This window comes from Devosia sp. (genome assembly GCF_965229025.1).
Classification (GTDB): Bacteria; Pseudomonadota; Alphaproteobacteria; order Rhizobiales; family Devosiaceae; genus Devosia_A.
Map to the genome: position 1 here is coordinate 90,407 of NZ_OZ245853.1, position 15,465 is coordinate 105,871.

16 protein-coding genes are annotated in these 15,465 nt (G+C 65.0%); 4 read left to right on the top strand and 12 right to left on the bottom strand.

Features of this window, described 5'->3' with window-relative positions; genetic code table 11:
* Positions 1-42: 42 nt before the first annotated feature.
* Entirely contained in the window at positions 43-273 is a 231-nt protein-coding gene (locus ACO06J_RS00460) for a hypothetical protein (protein WP_421758735.1), read from the top strand.
* A 16-nt stretch (positions 274-289) separates the two neighbouring features.
* Here ACO06J_RS00460 and ACO06J_RS00465 read toward each other — a convergent pair whose 3' ends face one another.
* Genes ACO06J_RS00465 through ACO06J_RS00475 form a run of 3 tightly spaced genes read right to left on the bottom strand, consistent with a single transcriptional unit; the run spans position 290 to position 1,788 of the window.
* Positions 290-595 carry a type II toxin-antitoxin system RelE/ParE family toxin gene (locus ACO06J_RS00465; protein ID WP_421758736.1) on the bottom strand — a complete coding sequence of 102 codons (306 nt, stop codon included), beginning with the start codon at positions 593-595 and terminating at the stop codon, positions 290-292.
* A complete protein-coding gene (locus ACO06J_RS00470; RefSeq protein ID WP_421758737.1) occupies positions 592-828 on the bottom strand; it encodes a type II toxin-antitoxin system ParD family antitoxin in 237 nt (78 codons plus the stop codon). Before ACO06J_RS00470 ends, ACO06J_RS00465 begins: the two co-directional genes overlap by 4 nt.
* A gap of 51 nt (positions 829-879) precedes the next feature.
* Positions 880-1,788 carry an SMP-30/gluconolactonase/LRE family protein gene (locus ACO06J_RS00475; protein WP_421758738.1) on the bottom strand — a complete coding sequence of 303 codons (909 nt, stop codon included), beginning with the start codon at positions 1,786-1,788 and terminating at the stop codon, positions 880-882.
* A gap of 128 nt (positions 1,789-1,916) precedes the next feature.
* On the opposite strand from ACO06J_RS00475, the gene ACO06J_RS00480 reads away from it, so the two are divergent.
* The gene (locus ACO06J_RS00480) at positions 1,917-3,389 is read left to right on the top strand and encodes an NAD-dependent succinate-semialdehyde dehydrogenase (protein WP_421758739.1); all 1,473 of its coding nucleotides are present in this window, start codon (positions 1,917-1,919) and stop codon (positions 3,387-3,389) included.
* Here the strand turns inward: ACO06J_RS00480 and ACO06J_RS00485 are convergent.
* Positions 3,379-3,717 (bottom strand): GNAT family N-acetyltransferase, encoded by a 339-nt coding sequence (locus tag ACO06J_RS00485; protein WP_421758740.1) that lies wholly within the window; start codon positions 3,715-3,717, stop codon positions 3,379-3,381. The genes ACO06J_RS00480 and ACO06J_RS00485 overlap by 11 nt on opposite strands.
* Before the next feature lie 49 nt (positions 3,718-3,766).
* The gene (gene cueR, locus ACO06J_RS00490; protein WP_421758741.1) at positions 3,767-4,174 is read right to left on the bottom strand and encodes a Cu(I)-responsive transcriptional regulator; all 408 of its coding nucleotides are present in this window, start codon (positions 4,172-4,174) and stop codon (positions 3,767-3,769) included.
* Between the two features lie 93 nt (positions 4,175-4,267).
* Here cueR and ACO06J_RS00495 point away from each other — a divergent pair, with 93 nt between their 5' ends.
* Positions 4,268-6,850 carry a heavy metal translocating P-type ATPase gene (locus tag ACO06J_RS00495; RefSeq protein ID WP_421758742.1) on the top strand — a complete coding sequence of 861 codons (2,583 nt, stop codon included), beginning with the start codon at positions 4,268-4,270 and terminating at the stop codon, positions 6,848-6,850.
* 195 nt (positions 6,851-7,045) lie between these two features.
* Here ACO06J_RS00495 and ACO06J_RS00500 read toward each other — a convergent pair whose 3' ends face one another.
* From ACO06J_RS00500 to ACO06J_RS00530, 7 genes are all read right to left on the bottom strand, one after another.
* Positions 7,046-8,218: an alpha-hydroxy acid oxidase gene (locus ACO06J_RS00500; protein ID WP_421758743.1), complete on the bottom strand. Its 1,173-nt coding sequence runs from the start codon at positions 8,216-8,218 to the stop codon at positions 7,046-7,048.
* A gap of 106 nt (positions 8,219-8,324) precedes the next feature.
* Positions 8,325-8,606, bottom strand: a complete 282-nt coding sequence (locus tag ACO06J_RS00505) for a protealysin inhibitor emfourin (RefSeq protein WP_421758744.1) — start codon at positions 8,604-8,606, stop codon at positions 8,325-8,327.
* A gap of 24 nt (positions 8,607-8,630) precedes the next feature.
* Positions 8,631-9,647, bottom strand: a complete 1,017-nt coding sequence (locus ACO06J_RS00510; protein ID WP_421758745.1) for a M4 family metallopeptidase — start codon at positions 9,645-9,647, stop codon at positions 8,631-8,633.
* A 127-nt stretch (positions 9,648-9,774) separates the two neighbouring features.
* Positions 9,775-10,596 carry an anti-sigma factor family protein gene (locus tag ACO06J_RS00515; protein WP_421758746.1) on the bottom strand — a complete coding sequence of 274 codons (822 nt, stop codon included), beginning with the start codon at positions 10,594-10,596 and terminating at the stop codon, positions 9,775-9,777.
* Entirely contained in the window at positions 10,593-11,099 is a 507-nt protein-coding gene (locus tag ACO06J_RS00520) for a sigma-70 family RNA polymerase sigma factor (RefSeq protein WP_421758747.1), read from the bottom strand. Before ACO06J_RS00520 ends, ACO06J_RS00515 begins: the two co-directional genes overlap by 4 nt.
* A gap of 12 nt (positions 11,100-11,111) precedes the next feature.
* Positions 11,112-11,504, bottom strand: coding sequence for a hypothetical protein (locus ACO06J_RS00525; protein ID WP_421758748.1), 393 nt, complete (start codon positions 11,502-11,504; stop codon positions 11,112-11,114).
* A gap of 680 nt (positions 11,505-12,184) precedes the next feature.
* Positions 12,185-14,197, bottom strand: coding sequence for an aldo/keto reductase (locus tag ACO06J_RS00530; RefSeq protein WP_421758749.1), 2,013 nt, complete (start codon positions 14,195-14,197; stop codon positions 12,185-12,187).
* Positions 14,198-14,399: 202 nt separating this feature from the next.
* On the opposite strand from ACO06J_RS00530, the gene ACO06J_RS00535 reads away from it, so the two are divergent.
* A complete protein-coding gene (locus ACO06J_RS00535) occupies positions 14,400-15,395 on the top strand; it encodes a PfkB family carbohydrate kinase (RefSeq protein ID WP_421758750.1) in 996 nt (331 codons plus the stop codon).
* Positions 15,396-15,465: the final 70 nt, after the last annotated feature.

A 15,465-nucleotide genomic window follows, 5' to 3' on the forward strand; every position in this document is an offset into this window, starting at 1 on the left:
TTACGGCTGCAGGAATGGCGCGGCCGCAACCGGGAGGCCGACATGGCCCAGATGCGCGACTACAGCCTTGAGGCGTCCGCAATCGTTGCGGCGCGTTCCACCACCGGGCAGGGGCTGGCGATCCGCTATGACGCGCGGTCGAACACCATCATCTTTGCGGAAGACGACTGGTTCGCCGATGGCTTCCGCTCCAGCGGTGTGCCGGAGCGGAGCGAAGTGCGCCAGCGACTGGGGGCCAGCGTCGTCAGGTTGAGGCCGAGGCGTCGGGCCTAGGGGCCACTTACAGTCATCACGGGTGGTCTTCGAACGGGCCTTGGACGTCCATGGCTTGGTGAAGAATGCGGATCACGTGCAGCGTCCCGTCGGGTTCGCGCGTGAAGTAGAGCATGTGGGAGCCCGCAGCGCATTTGAGGTAGCCCCTCCGTATTTCACCTGCGTCTCTCGCGGGGATGCGGCCGGAAGCGAGGCCGTCGAGGCGATCCCGGATAGCTAGAATATAGCGCTCGGCCTGCGCCACATCCCACTGCTGCGCCGTGTAGTCCCAGATGCCGGAGAGGTCCGACTCGGCCGCTGGGCTGAGCCGGTAGCCACTCATGAGGCTTTCTTGCGGGCGATGAAGGCGTCGAAGTCGAAAGTTTTCGGCGTGCCGCTCTGCTCGCCGGCAATGAGAGCCTGCCGGAGGGCCTCGAGCCTCGCCTCGTGCTCCTCGAGCATCCGCAGTCCGGCGCGGACGACCTCACTGCTCGAGCCGTAGCGCCCCTTGCTGACCTGATGGTCGACGAATTGGGACAACTCGTCGCCCAGGATGATTGAAGTTGCCTTGGCCATGCGGACCTCGCGATATCGATAGATACTATATAATAGTATCGGACCCTTCCGCTAGGGCCGCCGGGCGCCGTTCACCGCCAGGTAAATGCTGTGCAGACTCTGGGTTGAGCAGATGAAGAGGCGGTTGCGGCGGGGGCCGCCGAATTCGACATTGGCGACGCCGTCGGGGGTGAGGAGTTTGCCGAGGAGGACGCCGGCCGGGTTGAAGCAATGGACGCCGTCACCGGCGGAGGTCCAGAGGTTGCCGCGGTCGTCGAGGCGGAAGCCGTCGGGCAGGCCGACATCGGTGGTGCAGAACACCCTTCCGTTGCTGACGGTGTTGTCGGCATTCACGTCGAAGACGCGGATGTGTCGGGGCAGGTCGGCGCCGTGGCTATAGGCGCTATCGGCGACATAGAGCAGCTTTTCGTCGGGTGAAAAGGCGATGCCGTTGGGGCGGATGAAGTCGTCGACGACGACTTTGAGTTCGCCGGTCTTGGGATCGATGCAGAAGACGTAGCAGCCGTCCTGCTCGAATTCGCCCTTGTAGCCTTCATAGTCGGAGAGGATGCCGTAGCCGGGGTCGGTGAACCAGATGGTGCCGTCGGATTTGACGACGAGATCGTTGGGGGCGTTGAGTTTCTTGCCGCGGTAGCTGTCGGCGAGGACGGTGATGGTGCCGTCGAGTTCGGTGCGCACGACGTTGCGGCCGCCATGCGAGCAGGAGACGAGGCGGCCTTCGCGGTCGCGGGTGTTGCCGTTGATGTAGTTCGAGTTGTGGCGGAAGACCGAGGCGCCGCCGTCGGGGGTCCAGCGCAGGAGGCGGTTGTTGGGGATATCGGACCAGACCAGATGGTTGGCATCGCCGAACCAGACCGGGCCTTCGGCCCAGCGGCAATCGGAATAGAGGGTCTCGAGCTTGGCACTCCCCTGGATGAGGTGGCCAAATTCCTTTTCGTGATGCTCGTAGATACCAGCCATGTGCTCCCCCCGCGGCGACTTTGCGCGCCAATGTTGGTGATTATCCAATCGCAAGTTCTGCTGCAGGGCAAGGCACTTGCCTTCCGCATTTGGTCGGAGCAGGAAGGCACCAGCCAAGGAGCTTTGCCATGCCGATTTCCGACACACTGATTGCGCGCCTCAAGGACAAGTTACTGCTGAAGGCGGCGGCATTTGTGGGTGGGAGGTGGCTGGAAGCGGCTTCGGACGGCAAGAGCTTTGAGGTGACCAACCCCTCGACGGGCGCCGTGCTGGCGGTGCTGCCCGATTGCGGCGTGGTGGAAGCCAAGGCGGCGATTGCGGCGGCGGATATTGCGCAGGGCGACTGGGAGAAGCAGACGGGCAAGGCGCGCGCAGCGGTGCTGCGCAAGTTTGCGGACCTGATGATTGCCAATGCCGATGACCTCGCGATCATCATGACGGCAGAGCAGGGCAAGCCGGTGGGAGAGGCGAAGGGCGAGGTGCTCTATGGCGCGTCTTATGTCGAGTGGTTCGGCGAGGAAGCCAAGCGCGTCTATGGCGACACGATCCCCGGCCACCAGCAGGACAAGCGGATCATCGTGATCAAGCAGCCGGTGGGCGTAGTGGCGACGATCACGCCGTGGAATTTCCCCAACGCCATGCTGGCGCGGAAGTTGGCGCCGGCGCTGGCAGCGGGTTGTGCGGTGGTGAGCAAGCCGGCGGCCGAGACGCCGCTTTCGGCGATTGCGATTGCGGTGCTGGCGGAGCGGGCAGGGTTGCCGGCGGGGCTCTTCAACCTCTTGCCATCGACGCAGGCGGCAGACCTCGGCAAGGAGTTCACCGGCAATCCGGTGGTGAAAAAGCTGAGCTTTACCGGCTCCACCGAGGTCGGCCGGATTTTGATGCGGCAGGGTGCTGACCAGATCAAGCGGCTGAGCCTCGAGCTGGGCGGAAATGCGCCGTTCATCGTCTTTGACGACGCAGACCTCGATGTCGCGGTCGAGGGCGCGATGATCTCGAAGTACCGCAATAATGGGCAGACCTGCGTCTGCGCCAACCGGCTCTATGTGCAGGCCGGGGTGTATGAGGCGTTCGCCGAAAAGCTGGTGGCGGCGGTGAAAAAGCTGAAGGTCGGCGACGGGTTCGCGGCGGGGGTGACGACGGGGCCACTGATCGACACCAAGGCGGTGGCGAAGGTGGAGCGGCACCTAGCCGATGCGCTCGGCAAGGGCGGGCGGGTGCTGACGGGGGGGCACGCGCAGGAGGGGCTGTTCTTTGAGCCGACGGTGATCGCTGATGCGACGGCGGACATGGTGCTGGCACGGGAGGAGACGTTCGGGCCGGTGGCACCACTGTTCAAGTTCGAGACGGTGGATGAGGTGATTGCGCTCGCCAATGCCACGGAGTTCGGGCTCGCGTCGTATTTCTATGCCAAGGATTTGAGCCGGGTGTTCAAGGTTGCCGAGGCGCTGGATTACGGGATGGTGGGGATCAATACCGGGCTGATCTCGACCGAAGTGGCGCCGTTTGGTGGCGTAAAGCAGTCGGGGCATGGCCGCGAGGGATCGAAATACGGGATCGAGGACTATCTCGATATCAAGTATTTGTGCCTCAGCGTGTGAGGTTGATCAGGCCGGCGGCGGTGGGGCGGAAGCCGCAGGATTTGTAGAAGCCATCGAGATGCCGCTCGTAGTCGACGTGGAGCCAGGTGGCGCCGCGGGTACGGGCGGCATCGGTGACCAACCGTACGAGCGCTGTGGCGACGCCCTTGCGCTGGAAGTCGGGGTGGACGCTGGTGTCCAGAAGGAAGGCGTGCTGGCCGCCGTCCCAGGCGACGTTGACGTAGCCGACCAGGCGGTCTTCGTCGAAGGCGCCAGCGTGGACGAGACTGCGGGCGAGGATAGCGCCGAGGTCGCCCTGCCAGTCAGCGCCCCAGGCGGCGCGCCACATGGGCGCGAACTGCTCAGGCGTGGGGCAGGGATCAAGACGGTAGATGAGCTCAGTGGGCGTGATGGGCGTGCTCTCCTGCCAGCCCTTCGATGATCGGGCAATCGGGGCGGTGGTCGCCGTCGCAGGCGTCGGCGAGGGTGGCGAGGGTCGAGCGCATTTCGCCGAGGAGCGCGATCTTGCGGTCGAGGTCGCTGATGTGCCGGTTGGCCAAAGCCTTGACCTCGGCGCTCTCACGGTGGCTGTCACCCCAGAGGCGCAGCAGGTCGCGGATCTCGTCGATCGAAAAGCCGAGGTCGCGGGCGCGGCGGATGAAGCCGAGCCGGTGGATATCGTGATGGCCATAGTCGCGATAATTGCTGTCACGCCGGTCGGCAGCGGGGATCAGCCCGATCGACTCGTAGTGACGGATCATCTTGGCGGAGACGCCAGTGGCACGGGATGCATCGCCGATCTGCATGGGACTACCCTATCTATCTTTGCGCCTTGACCTTACCATGATGTCAAGGTGCAGGACAGTGCCGACATGAAGCCGAGACGAGGACCAGACCCCATGCAGCACTCTGAACACCAGCACGACGCTGCGACCCGCGACCCGGTGTGCGGGATGAGCGTCAACATGGCAACGACCGCGCACAAGACGGCTCATGAGGGCCGCGAGATCGGGTTCTGCAGCGCCGGGTGCAAGGCGAAGTTCGAGGCGGAGCCGACGAAGTTCCTGACGGCGGTTGACCCGGTGTGCGGCATGAGCGTTGACCGGGCGACGGCGCAGCACATGCTGAAGCATGAGGGGACGCGGTATTATTTCTGCTGCGAGGGGTGTTTGAAGAAGTTTGAGGCGGAGCCGGCGAAGTATCTGAATGCGACGCCTTTTGTGTTGCCGATGAAGGGCTCTGCGGCTGGAGCTGCCCCCTCCACCGCCTTCGGCGGTCCCCCTCCCCCGTCTTCGACAGGGGAGGACCAGCGGCGCCACCATGCCCATCATGACCATTCCAATGGGACGGCGGTGCCGGCGGGGGCGCAGTGGACCTGTCCGATGCATCCGGAAATCGTCAAGGATGGGCCGGGGGATTGTCCGATTTGTGGGATGGCGCTGGAGCCGATGGTGGCGTCGCTGGATGACGGGCCGAATCCGGAGCTCGTCGATTTCACGCGGCGGCTGTGGGTGAGCGCGCTGTTCAGCGTGCCGCTGCTGGTGCTGGCGATGGGCGATATGCTCGGGCTGGGGATCACGGCGCGGGTTGGCGAGGAGGCGTCGCGCTGGTTGCAACTGGTACTGGCGTCGCCGGTGGTGCTGTGGGCGGCGTGGCCGTTTTTCCGGCGCTTTGGGGCGTCGATCAGGAACCGCTCGCCGAATATGTGGACGCTGATCGGGCTCGGGGTGGGCTCTGCCTACCTGTTCTCGATTGTGGCGGTGCTGGTGCCCGGGCTGTTCCCGATGGGGATGGACTCGATGGGGATGATGGCGTTGCCACCGCTCTATTTCGAGGCGGCGGCGGTGGTGGTGACGCTGGTGTTTGTGGGCCAGGTGCTGGAGCTACGGGCTCGAGAAGCCACAGGCAAGGCGATCCGGGCGCTGCTTGACTTGACGCCGAAGACGGCGACGCGGGTTTGGCAGGGGGCTGACTATGTGGTGCCGCTCGCTGAGGTGCAGGTGGGCGACTGGTTACGGGTCAAGCCGGGTGATGCGGTGCCGGTGGATGGCGAGGTGGTCGAAGGCCAGAGCAGTGTCGATGAATCGATGCTGACGGGTGAGCCGATGCCGGTGAACAAGCACGGCGGTGACGCGGTGACCGGTGGGACGATCAACGGGCAGGGCAGCTTCGTGATGCGGGCGACACGGGTGGGGGCGGCGACGCGGCTCAACCAGATCGTGGCGCTGGTGGGCAAGGCGCAGCGGAGCCGCGCGCCGATCCAGGGGCTGGCCGACCGGGTGGCGAACTGGTTTGTGCCGCTGGTGGTGGTGATTGCGATCCTGGCGTTCGTCGCCTGGTATGTGTTCGGCCCGGACCCGAAGCTCTCCTATGCGCTGATCGCGGCGATGTCGGTGCTGATCATTGCCTGCCCGTGTGCGTTGGGCCTCGCAACACCGATGTCGGTGATGGTGTCGGTGGGGCGCGGGGCGCGGGATGGGGTGCTGGTCAAGGATGCGCAGGCGCTTGAGGCGCTGTCACGGGTGACTACGCTGGTGGTCGACAAGACGGGGACCCTGACCGAAGGACGGCCGACGCTCGATCAGGTGATCCCGGTCAAGGGTGTGGACGAGGGCTGGGTGCTGGCCGTGGCGGCGGCGCTGGAGCGCAGTTCCGAGCATCCGATCGGGGCTGCGATCGTGAAGGGCGCCGAGGCGCGGAACGCCAGGCGGCTGGAGGCGACGGGTTTTGCCTCGGTCACCGGGCGCGGCATTCGCGGCGACGTGGGCGGCAAGCCGGCTGTGCTGGGCAATGCGAAGCTGTTCGCGGACGAGGGCATCGAGGTCGAGCCTAAGCTGGCACAACTGGTGGAGCAGCAGGCGGCGGCTGGGCGGACGGCGGTGCTGGTGTCCCATGAGGGGCGGGCGATCGGGGTGGTGACGGTGTCGGACCCGATCAAGGCCGGGGCGCGGGACGCGGTTGCGGCACTGCGGCAGGCGGGGCTCGATGTGATCATGGCGACGGGCGATGCCATGGGTACGGCCGAAGCCGTTGGCCGCGAGGTCGGGCTGTCGGGTGTGCGGGCGGGGCTATCGCCGGAGGACAAGCACGAGTTGATCGCGGGTCTTCGCCGTGACGGCAAGGTGGTGGCGTTTGCCGGGGACGGGGTGAACGATGCGCCGGCACTGGCGGCGGCCGATGTCGGCATTGCGATGGGGACGGGCGCTGACGTGGCGATCGAATCCGCGGGGATCACGCTCCTCACCGGGGAGCTCTCCGGCATCCTCAAGGCGCGGAACCTCTCGAAGGCGGCGATGGGCAATATCGCGCAGAACCTGCTGTTCGCGTTCGGCTATAACGCGCTGGGCATCCCGGTGGCGGCAGGGGTGCTCTATCCGATCACCGGGTGGCTGCTGTCGCCGATGATCGCGGCGGCGGCGATGGCGCTGAGCTCGGTGAGCGTGATTGCCAATGCGCTGCGGTTGAATGGGGTGAAGCTGTGAGGTTGGGGGCTTCCGACCCCCACCCTTAATCTCACCTCCAGGGGGAAAGGCCCCCTCACCCGGCCCTACGGGCCGACCCTGCCACTCGACCACAGGTCTCGTGGCCTTCTCCGCTCAAATCGCTCCACAGGAGCGATTTGTCCCTGCGGGCCGCCTCGAAGTCCCCCCAAGGGAGAGGTAAGCAGTGGCAGCGCGTCAGTAGCCTTGGCGGCGGAGCAACTCGTTTGAGTAGACGTTGTGCGGGCCGATGTTGCGGATGTCGCGTTCGCCCATCAGGGCCATGGTGGTGTCGGCCTCTTTCTGGATGATCGAGAGCGCACGGGTGACGCCGGCTTCGCCACCGGCGCCGAGGCCAAAGGCCATGGCGCGGCCGACGAAGGTGCCCTTGGCGCCAAGCGCGAGGGCTTTCAGCACGTCCTGGCCGGAGCGGATGCCGGAATCCATCAGCACTTCGGTCTTGTCGCCGACCGCATCGACGATTTCGGGGAGCACCCGGATCGAGGAGGGAGCGCCGTCAAGCTGGCGGCCGCCGTGGTTGGAGACGATGATGGCGTCGGCGCCGTGGGCGATGGCGAGGCGGGCGTCTTCAGGATCGAGGATGCCCTTGACCACGACCGGGCCGCCAAAGCGGTCCTTGATCCAGCCGATATCCTTCCAGTTCAGCGTCAGGTCGAACTGGGTGGCGGTCCACTTGCCGAGCGAGGCGAGATCGACCGCCTCGGTGACGTGGCCGGAGATGTTGCGGAAGGTGCGGCGGTTGGTGCCGAGCATGCCGAAGGCCCAGGCGGGCTTGGTGGCGATCTCGAACAGGAATTGCGGGGTGATCGGCGGCGGCGCCTTGAGCCCGTTGCGGATATCCTTGTGGCGCTGACCGAGGATCTGGAGATCCATGGTGAGGACCAGCACCGGGCACTTGGCGGCCTTGGCGCGATCGATCAGCCGCTCGATGAAGGGCCGGTCGCGCATGACGTAGAGCTGGAACCAGAAGGGCTTGGTGGTGTTTTCGGCGACGTCCTCGATCGAGCAGATCGACATGGTGGAAAGCGTAAACGGGATGCCGAACTTTTCAGCGGCGCGGGCGGCCTTGATCTCGCCGTCGGCCGACTGCATGCCGGTGGAGCCGACAGGGGCGATGGCGACGGGCATCGAGACCGGCTGGCCGAGCATGGTGGTGGCAAGGTTGCGGTTCTCAAGATTCACCGCGACGCGCTGGCGCAGCTTGATCTTGGTAAAATCGGAACTGTTGTCGCGATAGGTGCCTTCGGTATAGGCGCCGGAATCGGCGTAATCGAAGAACATCTTGGGGACGCGGCGCTTGGCCAGCTTCATCAGGTCTTCGACAGTCAGGCACTTTTCAAGATTGGACATCGTCGCCTCAGCGGAAGAACTAGGCGCTTTCTAGTCACCTGATATGTCAGCGGTCAATGACCCAAAAGGCTTGGCTGCGAGGGAGCCTGCGGAGCCTTGATGCCGGTCAGTCGTCAATGCCGGGAATGTCGCTGCGCAAGAGCTGGGTCAGCCACTTCGGGACGGTGTCCTCACCAAGCACTACCGGAGTCCCCTTGAGGTCGGTGGTGAGGTTGAAGGAATAGCGGTCGGCGCCGGGCGATGGCGGCTTGCTGCGGTTGCGGAGGAGGCCGGCGATCTCGGCCTGCTGGGTTTCGGTGAGGCTTGAAAAGCTGACGGTGGCGCTGGCGGGCAGGCCGGCGAGCCCGCCCTGTCGCACAATGTGTATGATCTTTGGGGTGGCGGCCATCGACGCTCCGCGTGGCTGGGAGTGCTAGAGGCCGACTGCCTTCCAGCCTCCATCGACGGCAGCATAGACCTTGGGGTCGCTGGCGAACAGCGCCTTGGCCGCGGCGCGGGTGAGCGACGCGAACTTGGCGAAACCCATGGTCTTGCTGGTCTTGCCGCCGGTGAGCGCATTGTACCAGACCTTGCCGAGTTTTTCCCAACTGCGCCCGCCAAGCTTCATGGCAGCCTGGTAGAAGGCGTGGTTGGGGATGCCACTGTTGAGGTGCGGATCGCCGTTGGGCACGTATTGCGAGTAGTGCTTGGGTTGCTTGGAGAGGACGTGCTTTGCGCCTGGGTTGGAGAGGTCGCGCAGGCAGGTATACCCGGCGGCCTTGGCTTTGGGGCCCATGATGCCGGCCCCGATCAGCCAATCGGCAGATTTGACATCCTGGGTTTTCCGCCATTGACGGAACATCGTGCCGAATACGTCCGACATGCTTTCGTTCAGGCCACCGGCCTCGTTGGTATAGGCGAGGGCGGCGGTGTATTGCGTGACGCCGTGTGTCAACTCGTGGCCGATGACATCGTCAGAGCCGGTGAAATCGATGAACACCTGGCCGTCGCCGTCGCCATAGACCATCTGGACGCCGTTCCAGAAGGCGTTGTTGTATTTGACATCATAGTGGATCGACGAGTTGAGCGCGCCGCCACCGCCATCGACCGAGTTGCGGCCAAAGCAGGTCGCGTAGAACTTCGCGACGTCGTCGGTGATGTCGTGCGCCCGCTTGGCGGTCGCGTCGGCCGATGAGCCGGGGTTGGCGACCGGGTTGCCGGGAAGCACGGTGGTCTGCTTGCAATCGTAAACCCGCACGGCCGGGGCCGCCGCCAGCATGGTGAGCGGGGCGCTCGTCGCCAGCAAGGTGGACTTGCGCATGACGCTCGCCTGCAAGCCACGGATCTTGCGCTGCAGGGCGTCGATCTCGATGGTGTGGTCGATGGCGGCGCGGGTTTCGGCATCGACTTCGCCGGAGTCGCGCAGGCGCTCCAACGCTTCGCGTGGCACTATAAAGCAGCTGCACGTCATGTCTCATCCCCTTGCTCGGCATGGCAAGGGATTAGTCTAGAGATGGCGGATGCTGGTTGCAGTTCGTACGGTACCGGATCGCAGAACTATCGATCCGTAGTTTGTCTTACGTACCGCGGGTGGGATCGGCATCTGGCCGCCAGGTGAGCTGTTGGTAGACCTTTTTGGCGACGGCTTTCATCTGGTCCATGGGGAGATCGCCGACGACGGTGCAGGTGATCTTGTCGTTGGCCCAGTAGAAGGCATCGAGGGCGTCGCGGGTGGCGAACTCGTAGGCGGGCTTTTCGTCGGGGAGCGAGGCGGTGATGTAGACCGTGACGCGCTCGGCGGCGGCGTTTTCGTACATCAGCTGGGCCGCGGGGCTTGGGTTTTCCTCGTCGTAGTCGCCCGGCAGCAGGCGCCCGCCGACGAGGGTGAAGCCATCAGCAGCAAGGTCTGGCGGCGTGAAGGGACGATCGATGCGGTTGGAGAGCCACGTGACCAAATGGTCGCGGTCGCTGCCGGCGACCTCAACGGCGTGACGGTTTTCCTTGACGTAAAGGGCGTGCGCAACGACGGCGCTGCCGATCAGCACGTCCTTGGGCGTTTCTGGAGGGCTGATGATGTCGCGGCCCGCCCAGCCGAGGGCGCCGCCCACGGCGATCAATACAATGGCAGCGGCGGCGAGTTGCGACAGGCCCCAGTTGCGGCTCGAGCTACGGCGTGCGACCTGGCGGGGACGCAGGCGATCGGGGATGGGCTCGTTGCCGGTGGTGACGAACAGGGCGGAAAGCGCTTCGTTCTGGCGTTGCCAGTTAGCGACTTCAGCGGCCTTTTCCGGATGATTGAGCAGCCAGGCTTCGACTTCCGCCTGGCGGGCAGCATCGAGCTGGCCATCGGCGAAGGCGTGAAGGTCGGCTTCGAGGATCGGGGACAATTTGCTGTTCATTTGACCGACCTCAGTCTCGGCTCGTCATTTGCCCCGGTCAAGACGCGGAGCGCGGCACGGGCGCGGCCGAGCCGCGACATCAGGGTGCCGAGGGGAATTTGAAGGACGCGCGACGCTTCCTCGTAGCTCATGCCTTCGAGTACGACGAGCAGCAGGGCCTCGCGCTGTTCATCTGGCAGTTTGTCGATGGAGCGCGACATCTCGGCGAGGGCGATGCGGCCCGGTTGTGGCGCAGCGACGGAGGGCTCGACCAGGAGGCCATCGATCGGCACGTGTTCGCCGCGGCGGCGCTGGGTGCGCGCCTCGTTGCGCCAGAGGTTCAACAGGATGCGGAAGAGCCAGCCTTGCAGAGTGCCGGTGGGTGTCCAGAGGCCGCGCTTGTTGATGGCGCGCTCAAGACAATCCTGAACGAGATCGTCGGCGCGATCCGCATTGCGGGTCAGCGCACGGGCGTAGCGCCTAAGGGCGGGTACGCTTTTCTCGATCTCGTCCAGGAAGTCCATGCGGCGGCTGCCTTACTTCACGATGGCAGTGTGCCAGACCTCGCCGACCATGTCGCCGGTCGTGTCACCGGGCTTGGTGTCCTTGATCCAGAGGTAAAGCGGCCAGCCCTTGTAGGCCCAGACCTTGGTGCCATCGGTGCGATCGACGAGAGTGAAATCGCCTTCCGGCTTGGCATCGGCAGCGGCCAGCGCCGGCGGCCAGGCAACGGCGCACTTGTCGTAGCAGTTGGAGACGCCGACCGCGTCCTTGTCGAAGGTATAGAGCGTCATGCCCTTGGCGTCGGTGAGCACTTCCTTGCCGCCGATCTCCATGGTCTTGACGGCGCCGCCAGCATAGTCCTCGGCGAAGGCGGCGGTGGCAAACAGGCTGAGCGCAGCGGCGCCCACGAGCAGTGCGAGTTTCATGATGATCCCTCCAATGGGTCTTGTGCGGCACGGCCGAACGGGCTGGCCATGTGAAGGTCAACACCGGGGACTGCGGATTAATCCGTGGAGTGTGGAAAATATTCGAGTGCGTGCGCCCGACTGGCTTGCGCCATCAGGTTCGGGCGGAGACGGATCCGGCGTGGCGTTGGCCGACGCGGGTAGACCGCAATTTTGTAGTGACCGTCGCCACGCCGGATCATCGGGGTCTGAGTTAAGCGTCTGACATCGGGGAGCGTACTGGCAAGCACTCATCGCGACTTGTTACCAAGACGGATCCTGACTTGTCGGTCGGTTGCCAATGCCATCGGCCCGCCAGGGAACGACTTCCCTGGCTCCCGATATCCCCCACCGTTCGTTCGTCGCGACCGCGTCCGTGTGGGGGACGGGGAGGAATGTAGCACTGCTGGAAGGTGTGGGGATAAGTGGTGCCAAGTCACTGACCTAAAACACAAACTCGATGTCATCCCTGCGCAGGCAGGGACCCAACCCACCACCTGCGCAGGCTGATGCTTGGGTCCCAGCTTGCGCTGGGATGACGTGCGGTGTGTTGGGGCGAGGGGACTGAGGGGGCGGTGCTGAGCAAGGCTAGAACTGCGCGAGCCGACCCACACCCCGGCCCTCCCCCTCAGAAGGGGGAGGGAGTCAGAGCGGTGCTATTCTCAGCCTTCGAGCCAGGCGACTTGCTCTGGGGTCAGCTTGAACGAGAAGGCGTTGAGGCTGTCGTCGAGTTCGTGCAGCGTGCGGGGGCCGATCAGCGGGACTGACGGGAAGGGCTGGGCGAGGACGTAGGCGAGGGCGATGTGGATGGGGTTCTTGCCCAGCTTGTTCGCCAGTTCGATGGCGCGGTCGCGGCGGCCGAAGTTCTTTTCCGAGTACCAGGTGTGGACCAGTTCCTGATTGTCGAGCTTGTCGCGGCCGGCGCGGTCGGTGAAGAAGCCACGGGCCTGGCTGGACCAGGAGAAGTTGGGGATCTGGTGCTCGGTGAGCCAGGCCTTGTAGGGATCGTCCGAGGCGGCGATGCAGCCGGCCCAGATGGCGTTGATCATTTCAGCCAGCGCGAAGTTGTTGCTGAGCGCGCCGGGCGCCTGCTTGCCGGTGCGCTTGGCGTAGTCGATCGCCTGCTGCATCCGCTCGCGCGACCAGTTGGAGCCGCCGAAGATGCCGCGGATGCGGCCCTTCTTGACCTCGGCATCCATGGCATCGACGAATTCACCGACCGGTACGTCCACATTGTCGCGGTGCATGAAGTAGATATCGACATAGTCGGTCTTCAACCGGTCAAGCGAGACGTCGAGCTGGCGGGAGATGACATCGGGGTAGCAGAGCGGGGAGTGGGCGCCCTTGCCGATAAGCACCGCTTCGGAACGGGTGCCGCGGCTGGTGTGCCACTCTCCGAAGACCTTTTCGGTGAGGCCGCCGCCATAGATGAAGGCGGTGTCGAAGACGTTGCCACCACGCTCCCAGAAGGCATCGAGGAGGATCGAGCCCGAGGCGAAATTCTTGAAATCCTCAAAGCCGAGCGCCACCGCCGAGGCCTTCTTGGTGATGCCGGGAATGCTGCGCTGCGCGATGACGTTGCCGCGCGGGGCGAGCGGGCGGCCGGAAAGCGTTGCCGGACGGCCGGCGGGCTTTTCGGCGCTGTATTCGATGCCGGCGTCGGCGCGCCACTTGTCGAGGGTGCGGGCGTTGCCGAGGCTATCGGCCCAGGTCATGCCGGGGGCGGCGAATTCCTGGCGGCCGGCGGCAACGGCGACGGCCACGGCATCGGCCTCGAACGAGTAGAGGTGGCGCTGCTGCCCGACCGAGATGGTTTCGCGCGTGCCATCGTTGCGGATGATATCGATCTTGCCGGGGCCGCCGGTGCGGTCGCCATCGGCGAACCAGAAGTTCGGCACTTCGATGCGGCCGGTGGTGCCGAGGATGCGGAGGACGTTTTCCTGGTTGATCATCACCGAGCAGCTGACTTCGGCAATGATGCCGTTGTCGAACTGGAGGAGGGCGGCCGCCCAGTTGTCGGTGCCTTCGGCGTTGAGGGTGGCCTGACCCGAGACCTTGACGGGATCAAGGAAGGGCTTGCCGGATGCGGCGCCGGCGATGAAGCGGGACATCGAGACGGGGTAGCCGCCGACATCGAGGATGCCGCCGCCGGCCATGGACGAGGCGAACAGCCGATGCTCGGGCATGAAGCCCGGCATCTGAAAGCCAAAACTTGACTTGATGGCGCGTACTTCGCCGATGGCGCCGGAATTGACCAGGTCCCAGAGCTTCTGGGTCTGGGGGTGGAGGCGATACATGAAGGCCTCGCCGACAAAGGTGCCGGCCTTCTTGTGGGCGTAGATGACGGCGTCGGCCTCGAAGGCGCTCAGCGCGAAGGGCTTTTCGACCAGCGCATGCTTGCCGGCTTCGGCCGCCTTGATGGCCCATTCGGCGTGGCCGGTGTGCGGGGTGGCAATGTAGACCGCATCGACATTGGGGTCGGCGAGGATCGCGTCATAGCCCGAGAGGATCCGCGCTTCGGGGAACTGTTCGGCAAGGCCGGGCTTGTCGACATTGCGGGTGGCAATGGCTTCGAGCGTGCACAATTCAGAGTCCAAAACGCCGCGGCGGAAATCCCGCGCGATGGCGCCCGGCCCGATAATGCCCCAGCGCAACGGCGATGTGGTTGCAGTCATGTCAGTCTCCTCAAAACAGTGCGGCTCCCCGCCGATTTGGCGCGCAATATGTCAGCTATTGGCGATGGCGCAACTGCCGCTTTGGACTAATTTGTTTCGGGCGTTGAAGGTGCGGCGCGCTTGATAGGAGCGGCGGCGGCGTTGTAACGATTGCCAACGATCCGGAGGGCGCAACTGCCGCTCTGGAGTGGGGACCCGAGAGATGTTTGTAGTTGGCGGCGAGAGCCTGATCGATCTGATTTCCGAGCCGGTCGGGGCCGATGGCGTGATCCGGCTGGTGGCGCATCAGGGGGGCTCGCCCTACAATTGCGCGATTGCCTTGGCCAAGCTCGGGAACGATACGGGGTTTCTCTGTCCGATCAGTGCGGACGGGATGGGGACGTATCTGCTTGGGCCGCTGGCAGAGGCGGGGGTCAAGCCGCTGCTGAAAGAGCGGGTTGCGGCCTATACGACGCTGGCGGTGGTGACGTTCGATGCGAAAAAGAGCGCGCAATATGGGTTCTACCGCGACGCCGACCGGGCATTCAGCCGCGAGGGGCTGATCGCCGCGTTGCCGGCAAAGCTCGAGGTCTTCCAGTTCGGCGCGTTCTGCCCCATCGAACCGGTGGATGCGGAGGCCTGGCTTGCGGTCGCCGGCGAGGCTGTGACGCGCGGCGCGACGGTGACGATGGATCTGAATGTGCGGCCATCGCTGGTGTCGGATTTTGCCGGCTACAAGCAGCGGCTGGATCGCTGCATCGACATCTCCCATGTGGTCAAGATGTCGATCGAGGATATCGCCACGCTGGAGCAGAGCCGCGCTGTGCGCGCCACTGAGCTGGCCCCGGGCGAGGTGGAGAGGCTGGTCGAAAAGTACGTCGCCGACTTTCTCGGCCGGCCGGCCTGCGAGCTGGTGATCATTACCTTTGGCGATGAGGGCAGCCGGGCGTTTACGCGGGCGGGCTCGGCGTCGGCCGCAATTTTTGCGCCGCCAGTATTCGGGGACACGGTGGGGGCGGGCGATACGCTGATGGCGGCGGTGCTGACGCTGCTCGCCGAGCAGGGCAACCTGAAGCCCGGCAAGCTGGCGGCGCTGGGCGACAAGGCACTGGCAGAGATGCTGCGCTTTGGCGCGGTGGCGGCGGGGCTCAATTGCGGCTTTGTCGGTTGCCATCCGCCGGTGCGTGCCGAGGTGGATGCGGTGCTCGCGCGGGCCTGATCGACCTCACAGGCTCGTCAGTTGCCAGTCAGCTTCGCACTCTAGATGCTGGCGGCAACATCAGGGGAGT

Excerpts from the sequence above, each read along its gene's own strand:
- ACO06J_RS00460 (WP_421758735.1), top strand. The coding sequence starts at position 43 with ATGGCCCAGATGCGCGACTACAGCCTTGAGGCGTCCGCAATCGTTGCG.
- ACO06J_RS00465 (WP_421758736.1), bottom strand. The coding sequence starts at position 595 with ATGAGTGGCTACCGGCTCAGCCCAGCGGCCGAGTCGGACCTCTCCGGC.
- ACO06J_RS00470 (WP_421758737.1), bottom strand. The coding sequence starts at position 828 with ATGGCCAAGGCAACTTCAATCATCCTGGGCGACGAGTTGTCCCAATTC.
- ACO06J_RS00475 (WP_421758738.1), bottom strand. The coding sequence starts at position 1,788 with ATGGCTGGTATCTACGAGCATCACGAAAAGGAATTTGGCCACCTCATC.
- ACO06J_RS00480 (WP_421758739.1), top strand. The coding sequence starts at position 1,917 with ATGCCGATTTCCGACACACTGATTGCGCGCCTCAAGGACAAGTTACTG.
- ACO06J_RS00485 (WP_421758740.1), bottom strand. The coding sequence starts at position 3,717 with ATGTGGCGCGCCGCCTGGGGCGCTGACTGGCAGGGCGACCTCGGCGCT.
- cueR (WP_421758741.1), bottom strand. The coding sequence starts at position 4,174 with ATGCAGATCGGCGATGCATCCCGTGCCACTGGCGTCTCCGCCAAGATG.
- ACO06J_RS00495 (WP_421758742.1), top strand. The coding sequence starts at position 4,268 with ATGCAGCACTCTGAACACCAGCACGACGCTGCGACCCGCGACCCGGTG.
- ACO06J_RS00500 (WP_421758743.1), bottom strand. The coding sequence starts at position 8,218 with ATGTCCAATCTTGAAAAGTGCCTGACTGTCGAAGACCTGATGAAGCTG.
- ACO06J_RS00505 (WP_421758744.1), bottom strand. The coding sequence starts at position 8,606 with ATGGCCGCCACCCCAAAGATCATACACATTGTGCGACAGGGCGGGCTC.
- ACO06J_RS00515 (WP_421758746.1), bottom strand. The coding sequence starts at position 10,596 with ATGAACAGCAAATTGTCCCCGATCCTCGAAGCCGACCTTCACGCCTTC.
- ACO06J_RS00520 (WP_421758747.1), bottom strand. The coding sequence starts at position 11,099 with ATGGACTTCCTGGACGAGATCGAGAAAAGCGTACCCGCCCTTAGGCGC.
- ACO06J_RS00525 (WP_421758748.1), bottom strand. The coding sequence starts at position 11,504 with ATGAAACTCGCACTGCTCGTGGGCGCCGCTGCGCTCAGCCTGTTTGCC.
- ACO06J_RS00530 (WP_421758749.1), bottom strand. The coding sequence starts at position 14,197 with ATGACTGCAACCACATCGCCGTTGCGCTGGGGCATTATCGGGCCGGGC.
- ACO06J_RS00535 (WP_421758750.1), top strand. The coding sequence starts at position 14,400 with ATGTTTGTAGTTGGCGGCGAGAGCCTGATCGATCTGATTTCCGAGCCG.